A 17,568-nucleotide genomic window follows, 5' to 3' on the forward strand; every position below is an offset into this window, starting at 1 on the left:
GGTTTCCCCCCCGCCCGCCAGTGGATCTCCACGAAGCACAGGACGGCGGCGGAACCGCCCAGGACGGCGAGGTGCGTCAGAACGGAGAGCCGGCGTCGGAGGGCCGGGGGCGGGCCGCCGGTCCTGACTCGACGGCGCGACGTCCCCGTGCCTTCGCGAGGGTTCCGGCGACGAGCGCCACCAGCAGAAGCGCAAGGCCCATGAAGATCACGGGGTTCACCCAGTCCGGCACCAGCTCGGTTCCGGCGCCGTCCGACGTGACGCACCGCGTGCTGAGCGGCAACGTCCATCGCGTCACCACGTGGTCCCCCCGGGCTCCCTTCGACGCGCACATCTGGTCCGGGTCCAGGACGTGGAACCCCGACATCACACCCCACGAGTAGGCGCCGTACGCCCCCGCGCCGCCCAGAACCGCCGCCAGGACACAGGTGGTGAAGCGGGGAAGCCGCCCGGACAGGACCGGCCGCCGGGTACAGGCCCTCCAGGCGAGCGGGACGGCGGTGCACAGCACGACACACGGCGCCAGGAAGGGCCCGAAGACCAGGACGAAGAACAGGAACTCCCACATGCCCGCTCAGATACCGCACAGGCGCGGTCGGTTCCGCCGCTCCGCCCACGCGCTCCGCCCGATCGCTCCACCCCGGCCGGACGTCCGGAAGGTCCTCCAGGGCACGGCACTAGCATCGCCGCATGGCGACCTTCGTGCACCTGACGCCCGCCGCCCGCGCGGCGGCGATCCGGCGGAGCGGGATCAAGGCCGGGGGCGAGCGGGGCGGCGTCCACCTCTTCCCGGTGCTCCCCTCGTACGCGCTGACGCACCAGTGGCTGCGGGAGCTGGCGCGTCGACCCGGCCCCCGGGGGATCGTCGCCGTGCAGGTGCGGCTGCCGGACGGGGAGCCGGTGGCGGTGGGGCGGTACGGGCGAAGCCGGGAGGACGTCACCGCGGCCGAAGCCGTCCGGCGGATACGGGAGTTGGGGGACGGGGCGCTCGGGTGGGAGGTGTTCCTGCCCCGGGCCGTCGCGCGGGGCGAGGTGCGGCAGGTGCGGGCGGTGCGGCAGGTCGCCGGGTGGCGGCACTTCCCCGGGGCGCACGGGGTCGCGCCGTGCGTGTGCGCGGGGTGCGTCCAGCCCGGCGCGTACGGGTCCCGGCGGCTGCGGGAGCGGCGGCCGCACCCGATGGACGGGCCCGCGCCCGCCTCGCGCGTCCTCCTCGCCCGCCTCGACCGGGCCGAGGCGCGGGCGGACACGGTCGCGCTGCGGGACACGCTCCGCTGGTACGGGCTCCGCCGGCGCGGGCCGGTGGAGCGGCTCGCGCCGCTCGCGGCCCACCCGGACGCCGGCATCCGGCAGGAACTCGCGCGGGCGGTGGCCCCCTGGTCGACGCCCGGGGCGGACCGGCTGCTGGCCGAGCTGGCGGGGGACGCCGAGACCGCCGTCCGGGTGAGCGTCGCCGAGGCCGTCGCCCACCGGCGTACCGAGGCCGCCGCCCTCCTCCTCACCGTCCTCGGCCGCGACCCCTCCCCCGCCGTCCGCGAGGCCGCCGCCGAAGGGCTCGTCGCGTGCGGCACGCCTGCCGCCACCGCTGTGCTCGCGCTGCTCGCGGACGATCCCGACGCGTCCGTGCGCACGACCGTGGCCCTGCTCACGGAGGAGTGAGCGGGCCCGGCCCGCCGGCGCGGCGGGCGGTACCCGCCGTTCCGCCCACGCCCCGCCCCGGGAGCGCCTGACGATCCTGCCGGACGGCACGCGAGAACCCGACTCCGAGCCCGGACGGCACGCGAGAACCGATCCGAGCCCGGCGGGCCGGAGGGAGTACGTCCGGCGGACACCCCCGGAAGACGTCCACCGCCCGAACCACCGCGGCAAGCACCTCCCCAGCGCGCACGCGGACGGCGTCCGCCGGGCGCCCCACCGGAGGGAGTACGTCCGCCGAGCCACCGCACACGGGCGGCATCCGCCGGGCATCCGCCGGAGGGAATGCGTCCGCCGAGTCGCCGCCCCGAGGCGTCCGTTCAGCGAACACCCCTGACCGGAATCAGGTCTTGACGGGACATCGTCATGTCACTGAGCATTCAGCAACGCACACCGGCCGTAGGGATCCCCGACACACCCCTGCGCCCCGCGCGTGCCACCCGTACAGCTCCAACGCCTCGCGTCACCCACGGCGCGAGGCGCTCGCACGTTCCGTCCCATCCCCGTTCGGAATCCGGAGCCCCCACATGAAGCTCTCCGTGAGACTGGCCGCCCTGGCCGGCTCCTCCGCCCTGGTCCTGGGCGCCCTCGCCGGCGCCGCCCCGGCCACCGCCGCACCCGCCGGCGCCACCGCCGCCCCGGACATCCCGGTCGCCAACGTCAAGCAGCACTTGACCGACCTCCAGTCCATCGCGACCGCCAACGGCGGCAACCGCGGGCACGGACGGCCCGGCTACAAGGCCTCCATCGACTTCGTGAAGGCGAAGCTGGACGCGGCCGGATACACCACGACCGTCCAGCAGTTCACGTACAACGGCAGCACCGGCTACAACCTGATAGCCGACTGGCCGGGCGGCGACCCGAACCAGGTCGTCATGGCCGGCTCGCACCTCGACTCGGTCTCCTCGGGCCCCGGCATCAACGACAACGGCTCCGGTTCCGCCGCGATCCTGGAGACCGCGCTCGCCGTCGCCCGCTCCGGCTACCAGCCCTCCAAGCACCTGCGCTTCGGCTGGTGGGGCGCGGAGGAGCTCGGCCTCGTCGGGTCGAAGTACTACGTGAACAACCTCGCCACCACCGAGCGCGCGAAGCTCAAGGGCTACCTCAACTTCGACATGATCGGCTCGCCGAACCCGGGCTACTTCGTCTACGACGACGACCCGGCGATCGAGGCGACCTTCAAGAACTACTTCGCCGGGATCGGCGTCCCGACCGAGATCGAGACCGAGGGCGACGGCCGCTCCGACCACGCGTCCTTCAAGAACGTCGGCATCCCCGTCGGCGGCCTCTTCACCGGCGCCAGCCGGGTGAAGACCAGCGCCCAGGTGTCCAAGTGGGGCGGTACGGCCACGGCCTTCGACCGCTGCTACCACTCCTCCTGCGACACCACGGCGAACATCAACGACACGGCCCTGGACCGCAACAGCGACGCCATCGCGCACGCGATCTGGACCCTTTCCGGCACCAGCACGCCGCCCACCGGCACGGTCTTCGAGAACACCGCCGACGTCTCCATCCCGGACAACGGCGCCGCGGTGACCTCCTCCGTGACCGTCTCCGGCGTCGCGGGCAACGCGCCGGCCGCCCTCGCCGTCGGCGTGGACATCGTCCACCCCTACCGCGGTGACCTGGTCGTCGACCTCGTCGCGCCCGACGGCACGGTCTACAACCTGCACAACCGGAGTGGCGGCAGCGCCGACAACATCCAGCAGACCTACACCGTGAACGCCTCCAGCGAGGTCGCCAACGGCGTGTGGAAGCTGCGCGCGCAGGACGTGGCGTCCGCCGACGTCGGCTACGTCAACGGGTTCAAGCTGACCTTCCCGTAGGCGGGGAGGCGACACGAAGCCACCCGGGTGGGCCGGTGACACGCTCCCGACCCACCCGGGGCACCAACGTCCGTGCTACTTCGCGGCGTCGGCGGCGTCCACCAGCGCCTGCGGCGTCACCGCGCCGACGTAGACCTTGCCGTCGTCCGTCATCAGCGCGTTGACGATCTTGGTCTTGAAGACGGTGCCGGAGCCGAACTTCCCGCTCACCTTGTCGCCGAGCGAGTCCAGGAAGCCCTGGACCTCCTTCGGCGCCTCCTCCGTCTTCGGCGCCGGCGCGCCGGAGTCGAAGACGGCGATGGCGGTCCAGCCCTCGCCGATGACCTCGGGGCCGTTCGCGTCGGCGCCGCCGAGGCCGAAGTCGCCGAGGGCCTTCTCCAGGTCCTCCGGGGCCTTGCCGTGGTCGCCGCGGCCCTCGCCGAACTCCTTCTCCAGCTGGTCGCCCTCGGTGACCTTCGCGCCCTTCGGGACGGTGAAGTCGAACTCCGAGGCCGCCGGCCTGCCGAAGTCGACCTTCGTGAAGCCCGCGTCGACGACCGGCTTGCCGCCGCTCGTGGAGTCGAGGGTGAACTTCAGCGGGGTCCCGGTGGCCGCGTCCACCGCGATGGTGATCGAGTCGACCGTCGAGCCCTGCTGCTTCGGCTCGACGACGAGCCGGTACGCGTCGCGGCCCGCGACGTTCGCCGTGCCGCCGACCGTGATCGAGGTGGTGTCCCCGGCGGCCTTCAGGACCTCGTCGGCGAGCTCCTTCGGGGAGGCCGGGAGCTCCTTCTCGGGGGCCCGGCCGCCGTCCTCCTCCGCACCCGCGTCGGCCTTCTCGTGGAGGACCGTGTTCGAGCGGGAGTCGTACGCCCACACGTCGTCGCCGTCGTGGATCAGGCTGTACTGCTCCTTGCCGTCGAGCAGCGTCAGCTTCTGGCGCTCGGGCCCGTCGGCGGCGATCTTCAGGGTGTGCGTGCCGGAGACCAGCTTGGTGAGCTGCGCGGACGGGTCCGCCGTGCCCTCGGCCGAGCCGGAGCCCTCGCCGGCGCCGGAGGCCATGCCGTCCGCGAGCCCGCCGAGCAGGCCGTCGAAGGCCGGCAGGCCCAGGTCCGTGGAGATCTTGAAGGTGCCGGACAGGGTCTGGGTGTCCGAGGCGGCGATCTTCTCGACGAGCTGCTGGGCGGTGATCTCCGGCAGGTCCGGGTCACCGGACGCGGCGAGCGCCGGGACGAGTCCGATGGTCGCGGCGGCGATGCCGGCCACCGCGACCGGGACGACGTACCTGCTTGCCTTGCGCTGTGCTGCCATGGTCTGTGATCCCTCCGTGCCCTGGCGGACTGTCTCTCGATGACTCCATCTCACCAGGACGGGCGCCGGAAATCGTCAGCCCGGGGAATCAACCTCGCGTACCCCTTCGGGATGACATCCCCTAGGGACGGGATGACGTCCCCGGGGCCGCCCACCCCGCCGGTCGGCGGGGACGGGTCACGCCGAGGGGCGGATACCGCCGGCGGGCGCCGCTCGCCAGGCTGAGGGCGCCATTGTTCACCACGGGCCCGTACCGGGCCGTCAGCAAGGACGCACATGCCTCGCACCATGAACGGATCGTCCCCCCGCCACCGGACCCTGGCCCGGATACTCGTGGCGGGCTGCACCGCCGGATCCGTGCTGATGACCACCGCGTTCGCCCAGGCGGACACCGGCGTGCCCTCGGCCGACCGCGTCGCCCGGGCGGCCGAGACGGTGGAGCGCGTCACCGGCACCGCCGACCTCGTCCCGGGAACCGCCCTGGGTGACGGCGCCACCCGCGTCGAGGTGCCCGCGGACGCGCACGCCGCTCGCATCCTCGTACCCGCCACGGCGTCCGGTGCGGTGGAGTCCGCCTACGGCGGCGACATCGTCCGGCTCGGCCTGCCCGGCGCCACCGACGTCCGTGCCGCGACCGGCGCCCACGGCACCGTGGTGTACGCGGACGTGAAGGAGGACTTCGACCTCGCCGTCCAGCCCAACCGGGACGGCGTGCGCACCCTGATCACCCTCCGGGACGCGGACGCCCCCACCGAGTACCGATTCCCGCTCGACCTGCCCGCCGACGCGGAGACCGAGCAGCTGGAGGACGGCAGCGTCCTGGTCAGCCGGGGCGGGGAGCACCTGGGGACCTTCGACGCACCGTGGGCGAAGGACGCCGCCGGGGAGGCCGTACCCACCGACTACCGCGTCGAGGGCGGCGCCCTCGTCCAGACGATCCGCACCGGGCCGAACACCGCCTACCCGGTCGTGGCCGACCCCGCGTGGTTCATCCCCCTCGCCATCGTCGCCGGGCGCCTGCTGCTGACCAGCGGCGTCAAGAGCATCTCCAAGCACGCGGCGCAGCGCATGGCGCAGCGGGGCATCAGCGAGCAGATGATCGCGAACGCCGTGAAGCACGGGAAGAAGTCGCGGGGCAAGTCGGCGGGCACCTGGAAGTACACCAGCGGAAAGATCTGGGTCGTGGTCAACAACAAGGGGAACGTCGTCTCCGTCGGCCGCAACTGATCCGAGACCCCAGGGAGCGAAACCATGCACATCGAGTACGACCAGGAGAACGACACCGCGTACGTCTCGCTCGTCGCGCACATCGCGGACGGGGCCGCCGTCCAGCAGGTCACCGTCGAGGTGCCGGGCGGTGCGGCGGACCTGCACCTCGACTTCGACGCGTCGGGGCGGCTGCTCGGCGTCGAGGTCGTCGGCGCCCGGGCCGCCCTCCCCGCCGAACTCCTCGGCGCCTCCTAGGCCCGCGGCGGCGTCCGGGCCGGGGGCACGGGGAAGCTGGCGCGGACCAGGAACCCTCCGCCGGGGAGCGGGCCCGCGGCGAACGTGCCGCCGAGCAACTGCGCCCGTTCCCGCAGGCCCATCAGACCGTGCCCGCCGTCGGGCAGCCCGAGAGGGGCGGCCGCCCGGTCGGGCGCGGTGTTGCGCACCGCGACGTGCAGGGCATCGGTGTCCGACCACACGTGGACGTCGGCGTCGGCTCCGGGGGCGTGCTTGCGGACGTTGGTGAGCGCCTCCTGGACCGTGCGGTAGACGGCGCGGTCGACGGCCTCGGGCAGCCCGTCCGGGAGCTCTCCGACCCGGAGTCCGACCTGCGGGGCGCCGGCCTCGGCCAGCGCCCGCAGGTCGGCCAGGCGAGGCTGTGGGACCAGTTCCCCGGCCTCGCCCCCCGCCGTTCGCAACACCCCGAGCAGGTGCTGGAGTTCGGTCAGCGTGGCGACCGACAGTTCGCGGATGACCCGCGCGGTCTCCAAGGTCGCGGGCGCGTCCGGGAGGGCAGTGACCTGGAGGGCCCCGGCCTGCAGGCTGATCAGGCTGACCTTGTGGGCGACGACGTCGTGCATCTCCCTGGCCAGCCGGGCCCGTTCGGCCGCCAGGACGCGTTCGGTCAGCAACCGGTGCTCGCGTTCGCGGCTCTCGGCCGCCTCGCGCAGCCGGTCCCGCCGCTGCCGCGCCGAGCGGCCCAGGACGAAGGCCCCAGCACCGAATGCGCAGGAGTCGAGCGCGGCCAGCAGCGTCTCCCGGTCGAGGCCGAGCAGCAGCAGGTCGCCGGGCGGGTGCGGGAGGAACTGGGCCAGTGCCACCAGGGCCGCGCCGACCACACCCCCGAGCGTTCCCCGGCGCACGGAAGCCACGCAGTAGAGGGCGATCAGCGGGGCGAAGGCCAGATGGCCGAGGTAGAGGCCCGGGAGTCCGACGGTCAGCGCCACCTCGGGCAGGCGGTGGCGCACCACGAGGGCGCCCGCGGCGGCGAGCGCGAGCCACAGCCCCGGCCCGTCGTGGGGACCGTTGACGGCCAGTCCGTCCACCACGGCGACACCGACGGGAAGGGCCGCCGGCCCCAGACGCCGCAGTCGCCCGGCGACGGAGAGCCGGGAACGGCCTGCGTCGGCGGCGGGGGGCGACGCTACGTCGGCGGCGGGAAGCGGCGCTCCGACGGCGGCGGTCGCCTTCCGACGCGTACGGGGCCCGGGGACGTACGCCCGCGCCCTCATGCCGCCCCTCACCGCCGGGGTGCGGCGCCGCGCCCGGCGATCATGCCCGCGCGTTCGGCGACGACGGCGGCCTGGACCCGGTTGACACCGCCGAGCTTCGTCAGCATGGCGCTGACGTGGTCCTTGACGGTGCCGTGGGCCAGGTGGAGCGTCGCGGCGATCTCCCGGTTGGACATCCCGTGGCCGACCAGGGCGAGGACCTGGCGTTCGCGCTCGGTCAGGCCCGCCACCAGCCGTGCCGCGTCGTCCGCCGGCGCCGAGGCCAGGTACCCGCCGATGACGGGGCCGGCCGCCTCGGGTCCGAGCACCCGCCCGCCGCCGGCGAGCACCCGTACGGCGTGCACCAGCTGCTCGGGGGACGTGTTCTTCATCAGGAATCCCGCCGCCCCGCTGCGCAGGGCCCGATCGACGTACTCACCGGCGTCGAAGGTCGTCAGCATGGCGACCGCCGGCGGCGGTGACACGGCGGCGAGGCGTGCCAGCACGGTCAGCCCGTCCACGTCGGGCATACGGATGTCGAGCAGGACCACCTGGGGGCGGTGCCGTTCGACCACCGCGACCGCCTCCGCGCCACCGCAGTCGGCCACGACGCCGATGTCCGCGGCGGAACCGAGGATCGCGCGCAGGCCGGAGCGGACCAGTGGTTCGTCGTCCACGACGACCACGCCGATCATGGGCGGCTTCCTTTCCCCCGGTGACCTCGCGGGTCAGCCCGCCCGGTGCACCACCGCGTCGCACAGCTCCCTCAGGGCCGACTTCGCGTAGCCGTCGGGCAGCGGCGCCAGCATGGCCCTGGCCTCCTCCGCGTACCGCACGGTGTCCCGGCGGGCCTGCTCCAGGGCGGGGTGGAGACGGAGCCGCCGGAGCACCTCGGCGTGCCGGTCGTCGTCGGTGAGGTCGCCGTCGATCAGGGCGACGAGCTCCAGGTCCTCGGGGCGGCCGTGGGCGGCCGCGGTGGCCCGCAGGCGCAGGACGGGGAGGGTGGGGACGCCCTCGCGGAGGTCGGTGCCGGGGGTCTTGCCGGACTCGTGGCCCTCGGAGGCGATGTCGAGGACGTCGTCGGCGAGCTGGAAGGCGACGCCGAGCCGCTCGCCGTACTGGGTGAGGATGTCGACGACCGACTCGTCGGCGCCGGACATCATCGCGCCGAAGCGGCAGGAGACGGCGACGAGGGAGCCCGTCTTGCCGCCGAGGACGTCGAGGTAGTGGTCGACGGGGTCGCGGCCGTCGACGGGACCCGCGGTCTCCAGGATCTGGCCGGTGACGAGCCGCTCGAACGCCTCGGCCTGGATCCGTACGGCCTCCGGGCCGAGGTCCGCGAGGGTGTGCGAGGCGCGGGCGAAGAGGAAGTCACCCGTGAGGACGGCGAGCGAGTTGCCCCAGCGGCTGTTCGCGCTGGGCACGCCCCGGCGCACGGCCGCCTCGTCCATGACGTCGTCGTGGTAGAGCGTGGCCAGATGGGTGAGCTCCACGACGACGGCCGCGGGCACGACGCCGGGCGCGTGGGGGTCGCCGAACTGGGCGGCGAGCATCACGAGCAACGGCCGGAACCGCTTGCCGCCGGCGAGCACCAGGTGCTGGGCGGCCTCGGTGATGAAGGGGACATCGCTCTTGGTGGCGTCGAGGAGGCCGGCCTCGACGGCCGCCAACCCCGTCTGGACATCGGCCTCGAGAGCCTGGTCCCGCACGCTAAGACCGAACGGCCCGACGACGGTCACGAGGGGATCTCCTGTCTGCTGACGTCTGCTGACGCTGGTCCTTGACGCTCCGGACCGTACGCCGCCGACGGGGATTGTCGATGTGTCGGTCCATTCACTCAAGCCAGCGTATCCGGTCACGTTTCGATCACCGTGGGCGCCTTCCCGTCACCCCCGGTATGTTCGGTATCAGCTCATACGATCACGAGTAGCCGTTTTGTCCCGAACAACGATCGGCACCGACGCGAACGGCGAGCGGCCGCCCCCCGAGGACGACGGCGCCTCCCTCGGGCACCCCCGGGGACCGCGCCGCACGACGCGCCCCGCCCACTGAGGTGAGCGCCCGATGACGAAGATCCGTACCGGCTTCCCGCACGAGACCCGGCACGAGGACCTCCGCGCCCCGATGCCGGACGGGACCCCGCTGTACGCGCGCGTGGCGGCCGGTCACCGACGAGCCCGTCCCCGCCCTCCTGGAGTACCGCCCCACCGGCTCACCGACCGGACCGCGCCCCGCGACCGGCAGCGCCGCCCCTGGTGCGCGGTCCACGGCTACGCCTCCGTACGGGTCGACGTCCGTGGCCACGGCAACAGCGGGGGCCTGCCCGGCGACGAGTGCGACACCACCGAGCTCGCCGACGGCGAGCCGATCGAGATCCTCGGCCGCCCCCGCGTCGCCCTCCGCCTCATGACGCCCGCGCCGACCGGCCAGATCGCCGCCCGGCTCTGCGACGTCGCCCCCGAAGCCCCTGGAGGCCCCCGAGGAGGCCCGCCCCGAACGGCTCGCCCTCCGCGACGCCGACGTCTTCCACCGCACCGGGGAAAAGCGGATCCCCCGCACGGCCGGCTGAGGCCGGGACCGTACGGGGGATCGCGGGGATTCCTAGGCGTCGGCCTTCCGGCGACGCGCCACGAACACGGCACCCGCGCCGAGCACGAGGGCGGCACCGGCCGCCATGCCGAGCTGCGGCAGGACGTCGGACGAGCCGGTCTCGGCGAGCTCGCCGCCCCGGCCGCCCTGCGGGGCGGCACCGTTCGAGGACGGCGCGGGGGCGGGGGTGGAGGTCGACGGGGACGGGGTCGCGGTGGGCTGCTGCGTCGGCTCCGCCGTCGGCTGCGGCGTCGGCTCCCCCTTCGGCTCGACGATGTCGAAGGAGGCCTTCGCGTACTGCTCGCTGATGCCGCAGGAGCCGTCGCCGTTCTCGTACTCGGCGGTGGTGAAGGAGATGCCCTCGCCCGCGGGGGCGTCCGCGTCCACGGTCAGACGCAGGGTGACGTCGGCCTTGCCGCCCTTGGCGATCGCGCCCAGCTCGATGGCCTCGTCCTCGAAGTCGAGCTCGGTCCACTTCGGGTTGGCGGCGGACTTCCAGTCGATGGAGAAGTACTGGCCGAAGTCGGGGTCCTCCTCGTCCAGGATGTCCTCCCAGGACTCCGGCACGTGCGCGGCGAAGAGGTAGGAGCGCACCGAGTCGAGGTCACGGTCGGAGGTGTTCTCGACGGTGAGGGAGAAGTCGGCGCTGGAACCGATGGTGATGGTCTTGGGGCCCGTGAGGGTGGAGACGACGGAGCGGTCCTCGACGCAGTCCGCGCCCTCGTACGCCTCCAGGGCCGCCTCGGCGTCGGCGAGCTCCTGCTCGGCGGCCTCGATCTTCGGGTCCAGCAGGCTGATCTGCCGGGCGAGCGCCACCCGGGCGTCGTCCCGGGCCGTGGCGGCCGCGTCGAAGCGCGTCTTGGCGTCCGTCTCGGCGGTGAGGGCGGACGCGGCGGTCTCCTTGGCGGCGGTGACGGCCTGCTCGGCGGCGGCCTTGGCCTCGGCCGTGGCGTTCGGGTCCGCGAGGACCGCGTCGAGGTCCGCCTGCGCCTCGGTGAGCGCGGTGTCGGCGGCCCCGCGGGCGGTCTTCGCCCCGTCGTACGCCAGCTTGGCGGCCTCGTACTCGGCCTTGACGGCCGGGTCGATGTTGCCGGCGTTGAGGTCTGCGACGAGCGCCTTGCGCTCGGCCTTGAGGGACTCCAGCTTCGCCTCGGCCGTCGCGACGGCCTCGATGAGCTTCTCGTACTCGGCGAAGTCGTCCTCCTCGGGCCCGTCCGGGGCCTCGTCCTGGGCCGTGGCCGGCTGGGTCGGCTTCGGGGTCTCCGCGAAGGCGGGCCCGGCGGAGAGGAGCACGACGGGCGTGGTGACGGCGGCGGCGACGGCGGTCGCGAGCATGCGGCGAATCTTCACGGGCGGACCTTTTCCTGGTCAGGAGAAGAGAGAAAGGGGGGTGCGCGCCCGCGGAAGTCCTCACGCGGGGGCGCCACCACCGTGATCGTAGGACCCGGACGGACCCGGCGACAGGCCCGTTTCCCCAGCTCGGAAGCGGTGCGGACACGTCGCCTGGAACAAACCGCCCGCACCCGGACAGTTGCCCTCTTCCCGGCCGGTTTCTCTGTGATCCATGTCATCCGCGCCCGCCGCCCGGCCCCGCTCCGTCCCGTACCCTCCCCCTGCCCGTGACAACAGGAAGGCATCCGGTCATGCAGCACCTGGAAGCCGTGTTCGCCGTGCTGGGCGAGCCGAGCCCGGCCCACGCCGACTCCGACGCGGCGTGGCGGCGCCTGGAGGCGGGCCTCGGTGTCGCCCTCCCCGACGACTGCAAGAGGATCGTGGAGGCCTACGCCCCCGCCCAGGCGAACCGGCACCTCTACCTCCTCCACCCCTCGGAGGACCTCGCCCCGTGGACGGAGCAGACCATGCGGGCCTTCCGGGACACCTCGTGGGACGAGGACGTCGCCTGTCCGGGCTTCGAGGAGACCGGCCCCCGGTTCGGTGGAAGGGCGGGAATGGTCCCGCTCGCCACCACCGACCGCGGCGAGTACGTGTTCGCCGCGAAGGGCGGGCAGGCGGACGGCTGGAGGATCCTCACCTGCGACGGTGACGAGCAGGACTTCCACGAGTACCGCATGGGATTCGCGGAGTGGCTGCACCGGTACGTGGCGGGCGGCGACATGGTCGGTCCGGGCAGTGCGGTGTTCCCTCCCGGTCCGGTACGCATGGAACGCCCGGCGGCTCCCGCCGGAGGAGCGCCGGTCGTGTGGCCGGGAGCCGAGCGTCCGCACACGGCGGAGCCCCCGGAAGCCGCGCCCCGCTCGTGATGCGTTCTGCCGCCATATATCCGGTATCCAGCGGTGGATGCCCCTCCAGCCGGACGGTGAACACCGGCCATCGGACACTGCCGTCGCGTCCGCCCTCGTCGTAACGTGTCCCGTATACCCAGCTGGAAAGTGAGGCACGTACCGATGTCCGAGCACAGCCCGCTCGACCTGGCCGAGGGCGATCCCTTCGGCCCGCACAACCTCCCGTACGGCGTCTTCTCCACCGGCGACGAGCCGGGCCGGCGCCGGCTCGGCGTCCGGATCGGCGGGTACGTGCTGGACGCCGGGGCCGCGGCACACGCGCTGGGGTCGCCGTTCGCCTCCCTGCTCGACCGGCCGGGCCTCGGCCCGCTGCTCGCCGCCGGCCGGACCGCCTGGCGGGACGTGCGCCGCGCGCTGACCGCCTGGGTGACGGTCCCGGCCCACCGCCCCGACATCGAGCCGCTGCTCCACCCGCTCGACGCGGTGACGCTGCACCTGCCGTACGAGGTCGCGGACTACGTGGACTTCTACGCGAGCGAGCACCACGCCACCAACGTGGGCCGGATGTTCCGCCCGGACGGCGACCCGCTGACGCCCAACTGGAAGCACCTGCCGATCGGTTACCACGGCCGCGCGGGCACGGTCGTCGTCTCGGGCACGGACGTGGTGCGCCCCTGCGGGCAGCGGAAGACGCCCGCCGACGCGGCGCCGGTCTTCGGCCCGTCGGTGAAGCTGGACATCGAGGCGGAGGTCGGCTTCCTCGTCGGCACCCCGTCGGAGCTCGGCACCCCGGTGCCGCTCTCCGCCTTCCGGGACCACGTCTTCGGCCTGACGCTGCTGAACGACTGGTCGGCGCGGGACGTGCAGGCGTGGGAGTACGTGCCGCTCGGCCCGTTCCTCGGCAAGTCGTTCCAGACCTCGGTGTCGGCGTGGGTGACGCCCCTGGAGGCCCTGGACGCGGCCCGTGTCGCGCCGCCGGCCCGGGACTTCCCCCTCCTGCCGTACCTGGACGACGCGGCGGAGGACGAGCCCGGCGGCTACGACGTGCGGATCACCGTCGAGATCAACGGCGAGGTGGTGGCCGAGCCGCCGTTCTCCACCATGTACTGGACGGCCGCGCAGCAGCTCGCGCACATGACGGTGAACGGCGCCTCCCTGCGCACCGGTGACCTGTACGGCTCCGGCACGGTCTCCGGCCCCGAGGTGAACCAGCGCGGCTCGCTCCTCGAACTCACCTGGAACGGCCGCGACGCCCTCGAACTCTCCGGCGGCAAGCGGACGTTCCTGGAGGACGGCGACGAGGTCGTGCTGACCGCGTGGGCGCCCGGCCCGGACGGCACCCGGGTGGGCCTGGGCGAGGTCCGGGGCCGGATCGCCCCCGCGGTGGCGTAGCTAGCCGATCCGCCAGAGGGCGGGCACGTTCGGCGGCTCCCAGCCGGCCATGGCGGTGTGGGCCTGGAGACAGACGTAGCCCACGCCGCCGTACGTGACCCGGTCCCCGGCGGCGTACGACCGCCCGGCGGTCCACGTGCCGCCGGGCGGGGCGGTGGTGGGCGTGGCCGTCGGCGTCGGACCCGGGTTCTGCGGCACGTCGATGACGAAGTCGAAGGCGGCCTCCCGCCCGCCGCCCGCGTCCCGGACGGTCATGAGCAGCCGCGGGTCGAAGATGCTGTCGGTGTTGTTGCGGGGCTCGTTCGGGAAGTACAGCTGGGTGGTGAGGATCGGCCGCCCGGGCGCCTGCACCTTGACGTGGAGGTGCCGGGTGCGGCCCGGGTAGAGGCCGGGGACGATCGTGGTGAGCTTGAACGACCCGTCGGCGCCGGTGAACTGGTGCCCGCGGAACTTGAACCCGGTGTTGTCGTACGCCCCGTTGGCGTCGGCCTGCCAGAAGTCGAGCAGCACGCCGGACACCGGCCGGCAGGCCCGCCCGAACACGTAGCCGCTGACGGTCAGCGGCGTCCCCGGTCCGTCCTTCAGGGCGCTCCGCAGCGGGGAGTTGGGCTTGAAGTAGGGCCCCTCCATCTGCGGCACGGTCAGGTCGTCGCCGTCGTCGCACTCCGGGGTGAGGTCGAGGGCCGCCTCGCTCCCGCTCAGCGTCCGGGCGAGCGCCGGGACTCCCATGAGCACGGCCGGCGCGGCCATGCCGGCCGCGAGCGCCGCCCGCAGCACGGTCTTGCGGGTGACGTGCCCGGTACTGGTCTTGCTCTCGCTGTCCATGTGCCTGGCTCCTCAGGTGGGGTCTGGGATCGGCACGAACCTAGGGGGGCGGGGCGTCCGCTTCGATGGACGGAACAGGGCGCTCGTGGTGTTTTCGAAAGCCCCCCGGACTCACCCCCACCTCCCGCCGGAAGAACCGGCAGAAGTAGGCGGGATCCTCGAACCCCACCCGGGCCCCCACCTGCCGCACGGAGAGTCCCGTGGCGATCAGCAGCCGCTGCGCCTCCCGCGCCCGCGCCTCCCGCAGCAGCGCGGCGGGCGTCCGCCCGGTGGCGGCCCGCACGACCTCGTTGAGGTGCCCCGGCGTGACCCCGATCCGCCCGGCGCACTCCCGCACGGACAGCCCGCCGCCCCCGGCGTCGGCCACGATCCGCAGGAACTCCCCGGCGACCCCTCGCGGCGGCACCACGACCCGCCCGCCGGGCACCCGCGCGGCCCGCACGAGCAGCACGTGCAGCAACGACCGCAGCACCCCCGCGAACCCGTCGTCCCCGCCCCGGTACTCCTCCGCCAACTCCCCCATCAACAACGAGGTCCGCTCGTGCGCGCCGGCGTCGAGGTCCACCCAGGGCCGCTCCCCCAGTCGCCGCAGCAGCTCCTCGTCCTCCGCCCCGCCCACCAGGAACTCCGGCGTGAACAGCACGAGCGACCCGTCGAGCCCCCGCACCCCCTCCCACCGGTGCACCTGCCCGGGAAGGATCACCCCGAGCTGCGGCGGCCGCACGTCGTACCGCTCGGCGTCGATGACGTGCACGCCCGTCCCCGCCACGACGTGCACGATCTCGTAGAAGGTGTGCCGGTGCGGATAGTCGGCCCGCGACATGGGCCCCATCGCATCGAACCCCCCGGCCGCGAACGGCACCCGATCGGGCAACCGCACCTCCAGCCGGTGCACCGGCGGCTCCCCGTCCCGGGGCGCTTCACAGGGCTCCCCGGGTAAGACGGTGGTCCCGCGCACGGAATCCCCCCAACAGGTACAGACCATTACTCCAGAGTCCACGATGACACGGGCGCAGGTCAGACGAGGACGCATCAGACCAGCCCAACGGCACGAAAGCCCCGCAGGGAGCTTCCGTTCTAGCGGTCGTCGCAACACCCCAGTTCAAGGGGTGCGATGGACTTCAAGATCCGGGAGAACCGGGAACCTGGGGGCGGTGGCCGTCTGCTGCGTGAGCGGGAGGTACATCTCCAGCTCATGCAGCAGGGCTACAACAATCGAGAGGCCAGCCGGATCGCCGGTATTAACCCGCGGACCGGCAAGCGGTGGCGTAACGGCTGGCACTCTCCTCCGACGGGGAAGCCGAAACCTCCCATCACCGTTCAGGCCCCGACGTCCGAGCCCTCGCGCTACCTCCGCGAGGCCGACCGCATTCACATCGCCGACCGCCTGCGTCCGGCAGATAGCCGCTGAGCTGGTCCGCAGCCCGTCCACCATCAGCCGGGAGATACGCCGCAACGGAGCACTCTGGCGGGGCAAGGAATGGACCTACCGGCCGCATGCTGCTCAGCGACGTGCCGAGGAACGTCGCCCACGTCCGAAGACCGGGAAGATCGGGCAGAACCCCGAGCTGCGCGACTTCATCCAGCACCACCTCGCCCTGCGCTGGAGCCCCGAGCAGATCTGTCAGGCTCTGCGGTCCGCCTTCCCCGACCGGCCGGAGATGCTCGTGGTTCACGAGACGATCTACCAGGCCCTCTACGTCCAGGGCCGCGGAGAACTCCGCCGCGAACTGGCCCGTGCCCTGCGCACCGGACGGACTATGCGCCGGCCGCACCGGCAGTCCTGCAAGCGCCAGCAGCGCATCCGGGACATGGTCATGATCAGCGAGCGGCCTCCCGAGGTCGCCGACCGGGCCGTCCCCGGCCACTGGGAGGGCGGCCTGATCATCGGCAAGGAAGGCAAGTCGGCCATCGCCACGCTCGTCGAGCGCTCCATCCGCTACGTGCTGCTGGCACCACTCCCCAAGGACCACAGCGCATCCAGCACCCGTGACGCCCTGGTCGAGGTTGTCCGGTCGCTCCCGCCGCACTTGAAGCGATCCCTGACCTGGGACCAGGGCACGGAAATGGCCGCCCACAAGGCGTTCACCATCGCCACCGACATCCCGGTCTACTTCTGCGACCCGGCCAGCCCCTGGCAGCGCGGCTCGAACGAGAACATCAACGGCCTGCTCCGGCAGTACTTTCCCAAGGCCACCGACCTGTCCGTCCACACCCCCGAGCACCCGGCCGCCGTCATCGCCGAACTCAACAGCCGGCCACGCAAAACGCTCGGCTGGGAAACCCCAGCCGAGCGTCTCGCTAAGCTACTCGCGGCTTGATCAACTCACCACGTGTTGCAACGACCCCCGGAATTCGCCGAGTCCTGCGGGGCTTTCCCACTGGGGCCCACGGGAAGAGGGGCCCACGCGCCGCTATCGGCGTCAGTTTCCGGTGAGAGCCATCCAGATCGCACCAGAGATCGTCAGCACAACACACAGGGCGAGGGACGCATCAGCGCTTTCGCATCGCGTCCAGGTGATCCGAGGAAGGGCATCCCGCACGTTCGCAGCGCCGGAGTCCTCGGAATGCATGCCCGGCCGAGTGGGTTTCAGCCATACGTCGATCCTTCGCTGTGCCTTTGCACTCGACCCCATGAAGTGATCGACGACCGAACCCCCGAAGGCGAATGCCGAGACGACCCGGCCCCCCTCCAGGTGAATCTCCAGTGTCCCTCCCTCGTCAACCGAAACATCTTTGACCGCCGGCTTCGGGAGGCGATGGGTACGGAACGGATTCACCACCGTGAGCCCCTGCTCATCCAGGATCACCTTGCAGTTCGCGACCCTGCCGATGGCCCCGGCAAGCGCCAGGAAGGCCGGAATCCCCTGCCAGCCCATCCGAAAGCCGTTCACCTCGGTCACCCGGTACACGGCCACGATCATGCCGATCCCCAGTCCCGCGACGACGGCCCAGGAGATCGCCATCCAGGAGCTCCGCCTCAGCACCACCGGTTCCACACTCACTGGCCTC

The 17,568-nt window shown here is 72.9% G+C and carries 15 protein-coding genes and 2 pseudogenes; 8 read left to right on the plus strand and 9 right to left on the minus strand.

What is annotated here, in order from left to right:
* Positions 1-76: 76 nt before the first annotated feature.
* A complete protein-coding gene (locus tag IE245_RS17380; protein WP_189948405.1) occupies positions 77-568 on the minus strand; it encodes a hypothetical protein in 492 nt (163 codons plus the stop codon).
* 122 nt (positions 569-690) lie between these two features.
* Between IE245_RS17380 and IE245_RS17385 the strand changes: the two genes are divergently transcribed.
* Positions 691-1,656: a HEAT repeat domain-containing protein gene (locus IE245_RS17385; protein WP_189948407.1), complete on the plus strand. Its 966-nt coding sequence runs from the start codon at positions 691-693 to the stop codon at positions 1,654-1,656.
* A gap of 563 nt (positions 1,657-2,219) precedes the next feature.
* The gene (locus IE245_RS17390; RefSeq protein ID WP_189948409.1) at positions 2,220-3,521 is read left to right on the plus strand and encodes a M28 family metallopeptidase; all 1,302 of its coding nucleotides are present in this window, start codon (positions 2,220-2,222) and stop codon (positions 3,519-3,521) included.
* Positions 3,522-3,596: 75 nt separating this feature from the next.
* On the opposite strand, the gene IE245_RS17395 is transcribed toward IE245_RS17390, so the two are convergent.
* Positions 3,597-4,811: a LolA family protein gene (locus IE245_RS17395; RefSeq protein ID WP_189948411.1), complete on the minus strand. Its 1,215-nt coding sequence runs from the start codon at positions 4,809-4,811 to the stop codon at positions 3,597-3,599.
* A gap of 288 nt (positions 4,812-5,099) precedes the next feature.
* Here IE245_RS17395 and IE245_RS17400 point away from each other — a divergent pair, with 288 nt between their 5' ends.
* Together IE245_RS17400 and IE245_RS17405 are read left to right on the plus strand one after the other, a co-directional pair.
* Positions 5,100-6,038 carry a DUF4258 domain-containing protein gene (locus IE245_RS17400; RefSeq protein WP_189948414.1) on the plus strand — a complete coding sequence of 313 codons (939 nt, stop codon included), beginning with the start codon at positions 5,100-5,102 and terminating at the stop codon, positions 6,036-6,038.
* 24 nt (positions 6,039-6,062) lie between these two features.
* Positions 6,063-6,275, plus strand: coding sequence for a DUF2283 domain-containing protein (locus IE245_RS17405; RefSeq protein WP_189948415.1), 213 nt, complete (start codon positions 6,063-6,065; stop codon positions 6,273-6,275).
* Here IE245_RS17405 and IE245_RS17410 read toward each other — a convergent pair.
* The 3 genes from IE245_RS17410 to IE245_RS17420 form a co-directional block, all read right to left on the minus strand.
* The gene (locus IE245_RS17410) at positions 6,272-7,345 is read right to left on the minus strand and encodes a sensor histidine kinase (RefSeq protein ID WP_229851339.1); all 1,074 of its coding nucleotides are present in this window, start codon (positions 7,343-7,345) and stop codon (positions 6,272-6,274) included. The genes IE245_RS17405 and IE245_RS17410 overlap by 4 nt on opposite strands.
* Before the next feature lie 191 nt (positions 7,346-7,536).
* Positions 7,537-8,202: a response regulator gene (locus tag IE245_RS17415; RefSeq protein ID WP_189948418.1), complete on the minus strand. Its 666-nt coding sequence runs from the start codon at positions 8,200-8,202 to the stop codon at positions 7,537-7,539.
* A 33-nt stretch (positions 8,203-8,235) separates the two neighbouring features.
* Complete coding sequence (locus tag IE245_RS17420; RefSeq protein WP_189948420.1) at positions 8,236-9,246, minus strand: polyprenyl synthetase family protein; 1,011 nt, start codon at positions 9,244-9,246, stop codon at positions 8,236-8,238.
* Between the two features lie 325 nt (positions 9,247-9,571).
* Here IE245_RS17420 and IE245_RS17425 point away from each other — a divergent pair.
* Positions 9,572-9,868: pseudogene (locus IE245_RS17425) on the plus strand (CocE/NonD family hydrolase); the annotation flags it as partial.
* Between the two features lie 240 nt (positions 9,869-10,108).
* On the opposite strand, the gene IE245_RS17430 reads toward IE245_RS17425, so the two are convergent.
* Positions 10,109-11,446, minus strand: coding sequence for an LAETG motif-containing sortase-dependent surface protein (locus IE245_RS17430; protein ID WP_189948422.1), 1,338 nt, complete (start codon positions 11,444-11,446; stop codon positions 10,109-10,111).
* Between the two features lie 293 nt (positions 11,447-11,739).
* On the opposite strand from IE245_RS17430, the gene IE245_RS17435 reads away from it, so the two are divergent.
* Both IE245_RS17435 and fahA read left to right on the plus strand, forming a co-directional pair.
* Positions 11,740-12,357 (plus strand): SMI1/KNR4 family protein, encoded by a 618-nt coding sequence (locus tag IE245_RS17435; RefSeq protein ID WP_189948424.1) that lies wholly within the window; start codon positions 11,740-11,742, stop codon positions 12,355-12,357.
* A gap of 144 nt (positions 12,358-12,501) precedes the next feature.
* Positions 12,502-13,731 carry a fumarylacetoacetase gene (fahA, locus tag IE245_RS17440; RefSeq protein WP_189948427.1) on the plus strand — a complete coding sequence of 410 codons (1,230 nt, stop codon included), beginning with the start codon at positions 12,502-12,504 and terminating at the stop codon, positions 13,729-13,731.
* Here the strand turns inward: fahA and IE245_RS17445 are convergent, their stop codons facing one another.
* Together IE245_RS17445 and IE245_RS17450 are read right to left on the minus strand one after the other, a co-directional pair.
* Positions 13,732-14,556 carry a dioxygenase family protein gene (locus IE245_RS17445; protein WP_189948429.1) on the minus strand — a complete coding sequence of 275 codons (825 nt, stop codon included), beginning with the start codon at positions 14,554-14,556 and terminating at the stop codon, positions 13,732-13,734.
* Between the two features lie 40 nt (positions 14,557-14,596).
* Positions 14,597-15,514, minus strand: coding sequence for a helix-turn-helix transcriptional regulator (locus IE245_RS17450; protein WP_189948431.1), 918 nt, complete (start codon positions 15,512-15,514; stop codon positions 14,597-14,599).
* 156 nt (positions 15,515-15,670) lie between these two features.
* Between IE245_RS17450 and IE245_RS17455 the strand changes: the two are divergent.
* A pseudogene (locus IE245_RS17455) lies at positions 15,671-16,877 on the plus strand (IS30 family transposase).
* Between the two features lie 102 nt (positions 16,878-16,979).
* On the opposite strand, the gene IE245_RS17460 reads toward IE245_RS17455, so the two are convergent.
* A complete protein-coding gene (locus tag IE245_RS17460; RefSeq protein ID WP_189948433.1) occupies positions 16,980-17,522 on the minus strand; it encodes a PH domain-containing protein in 543 nt (180 codons plus the stop codon).
* Between the last annotated feature and the right edge of the window lie 46 nt (positions 17,523-17,568).

It is taken from the genome of Streptomyces roseolus, assembly GCF_014649855.1.
GTDB lineage: Bacteria > Actinomycetota > Actinomycetes > Streptomycetales > Streptomycetaceae > Streptomyces > Streptomyces roseolus.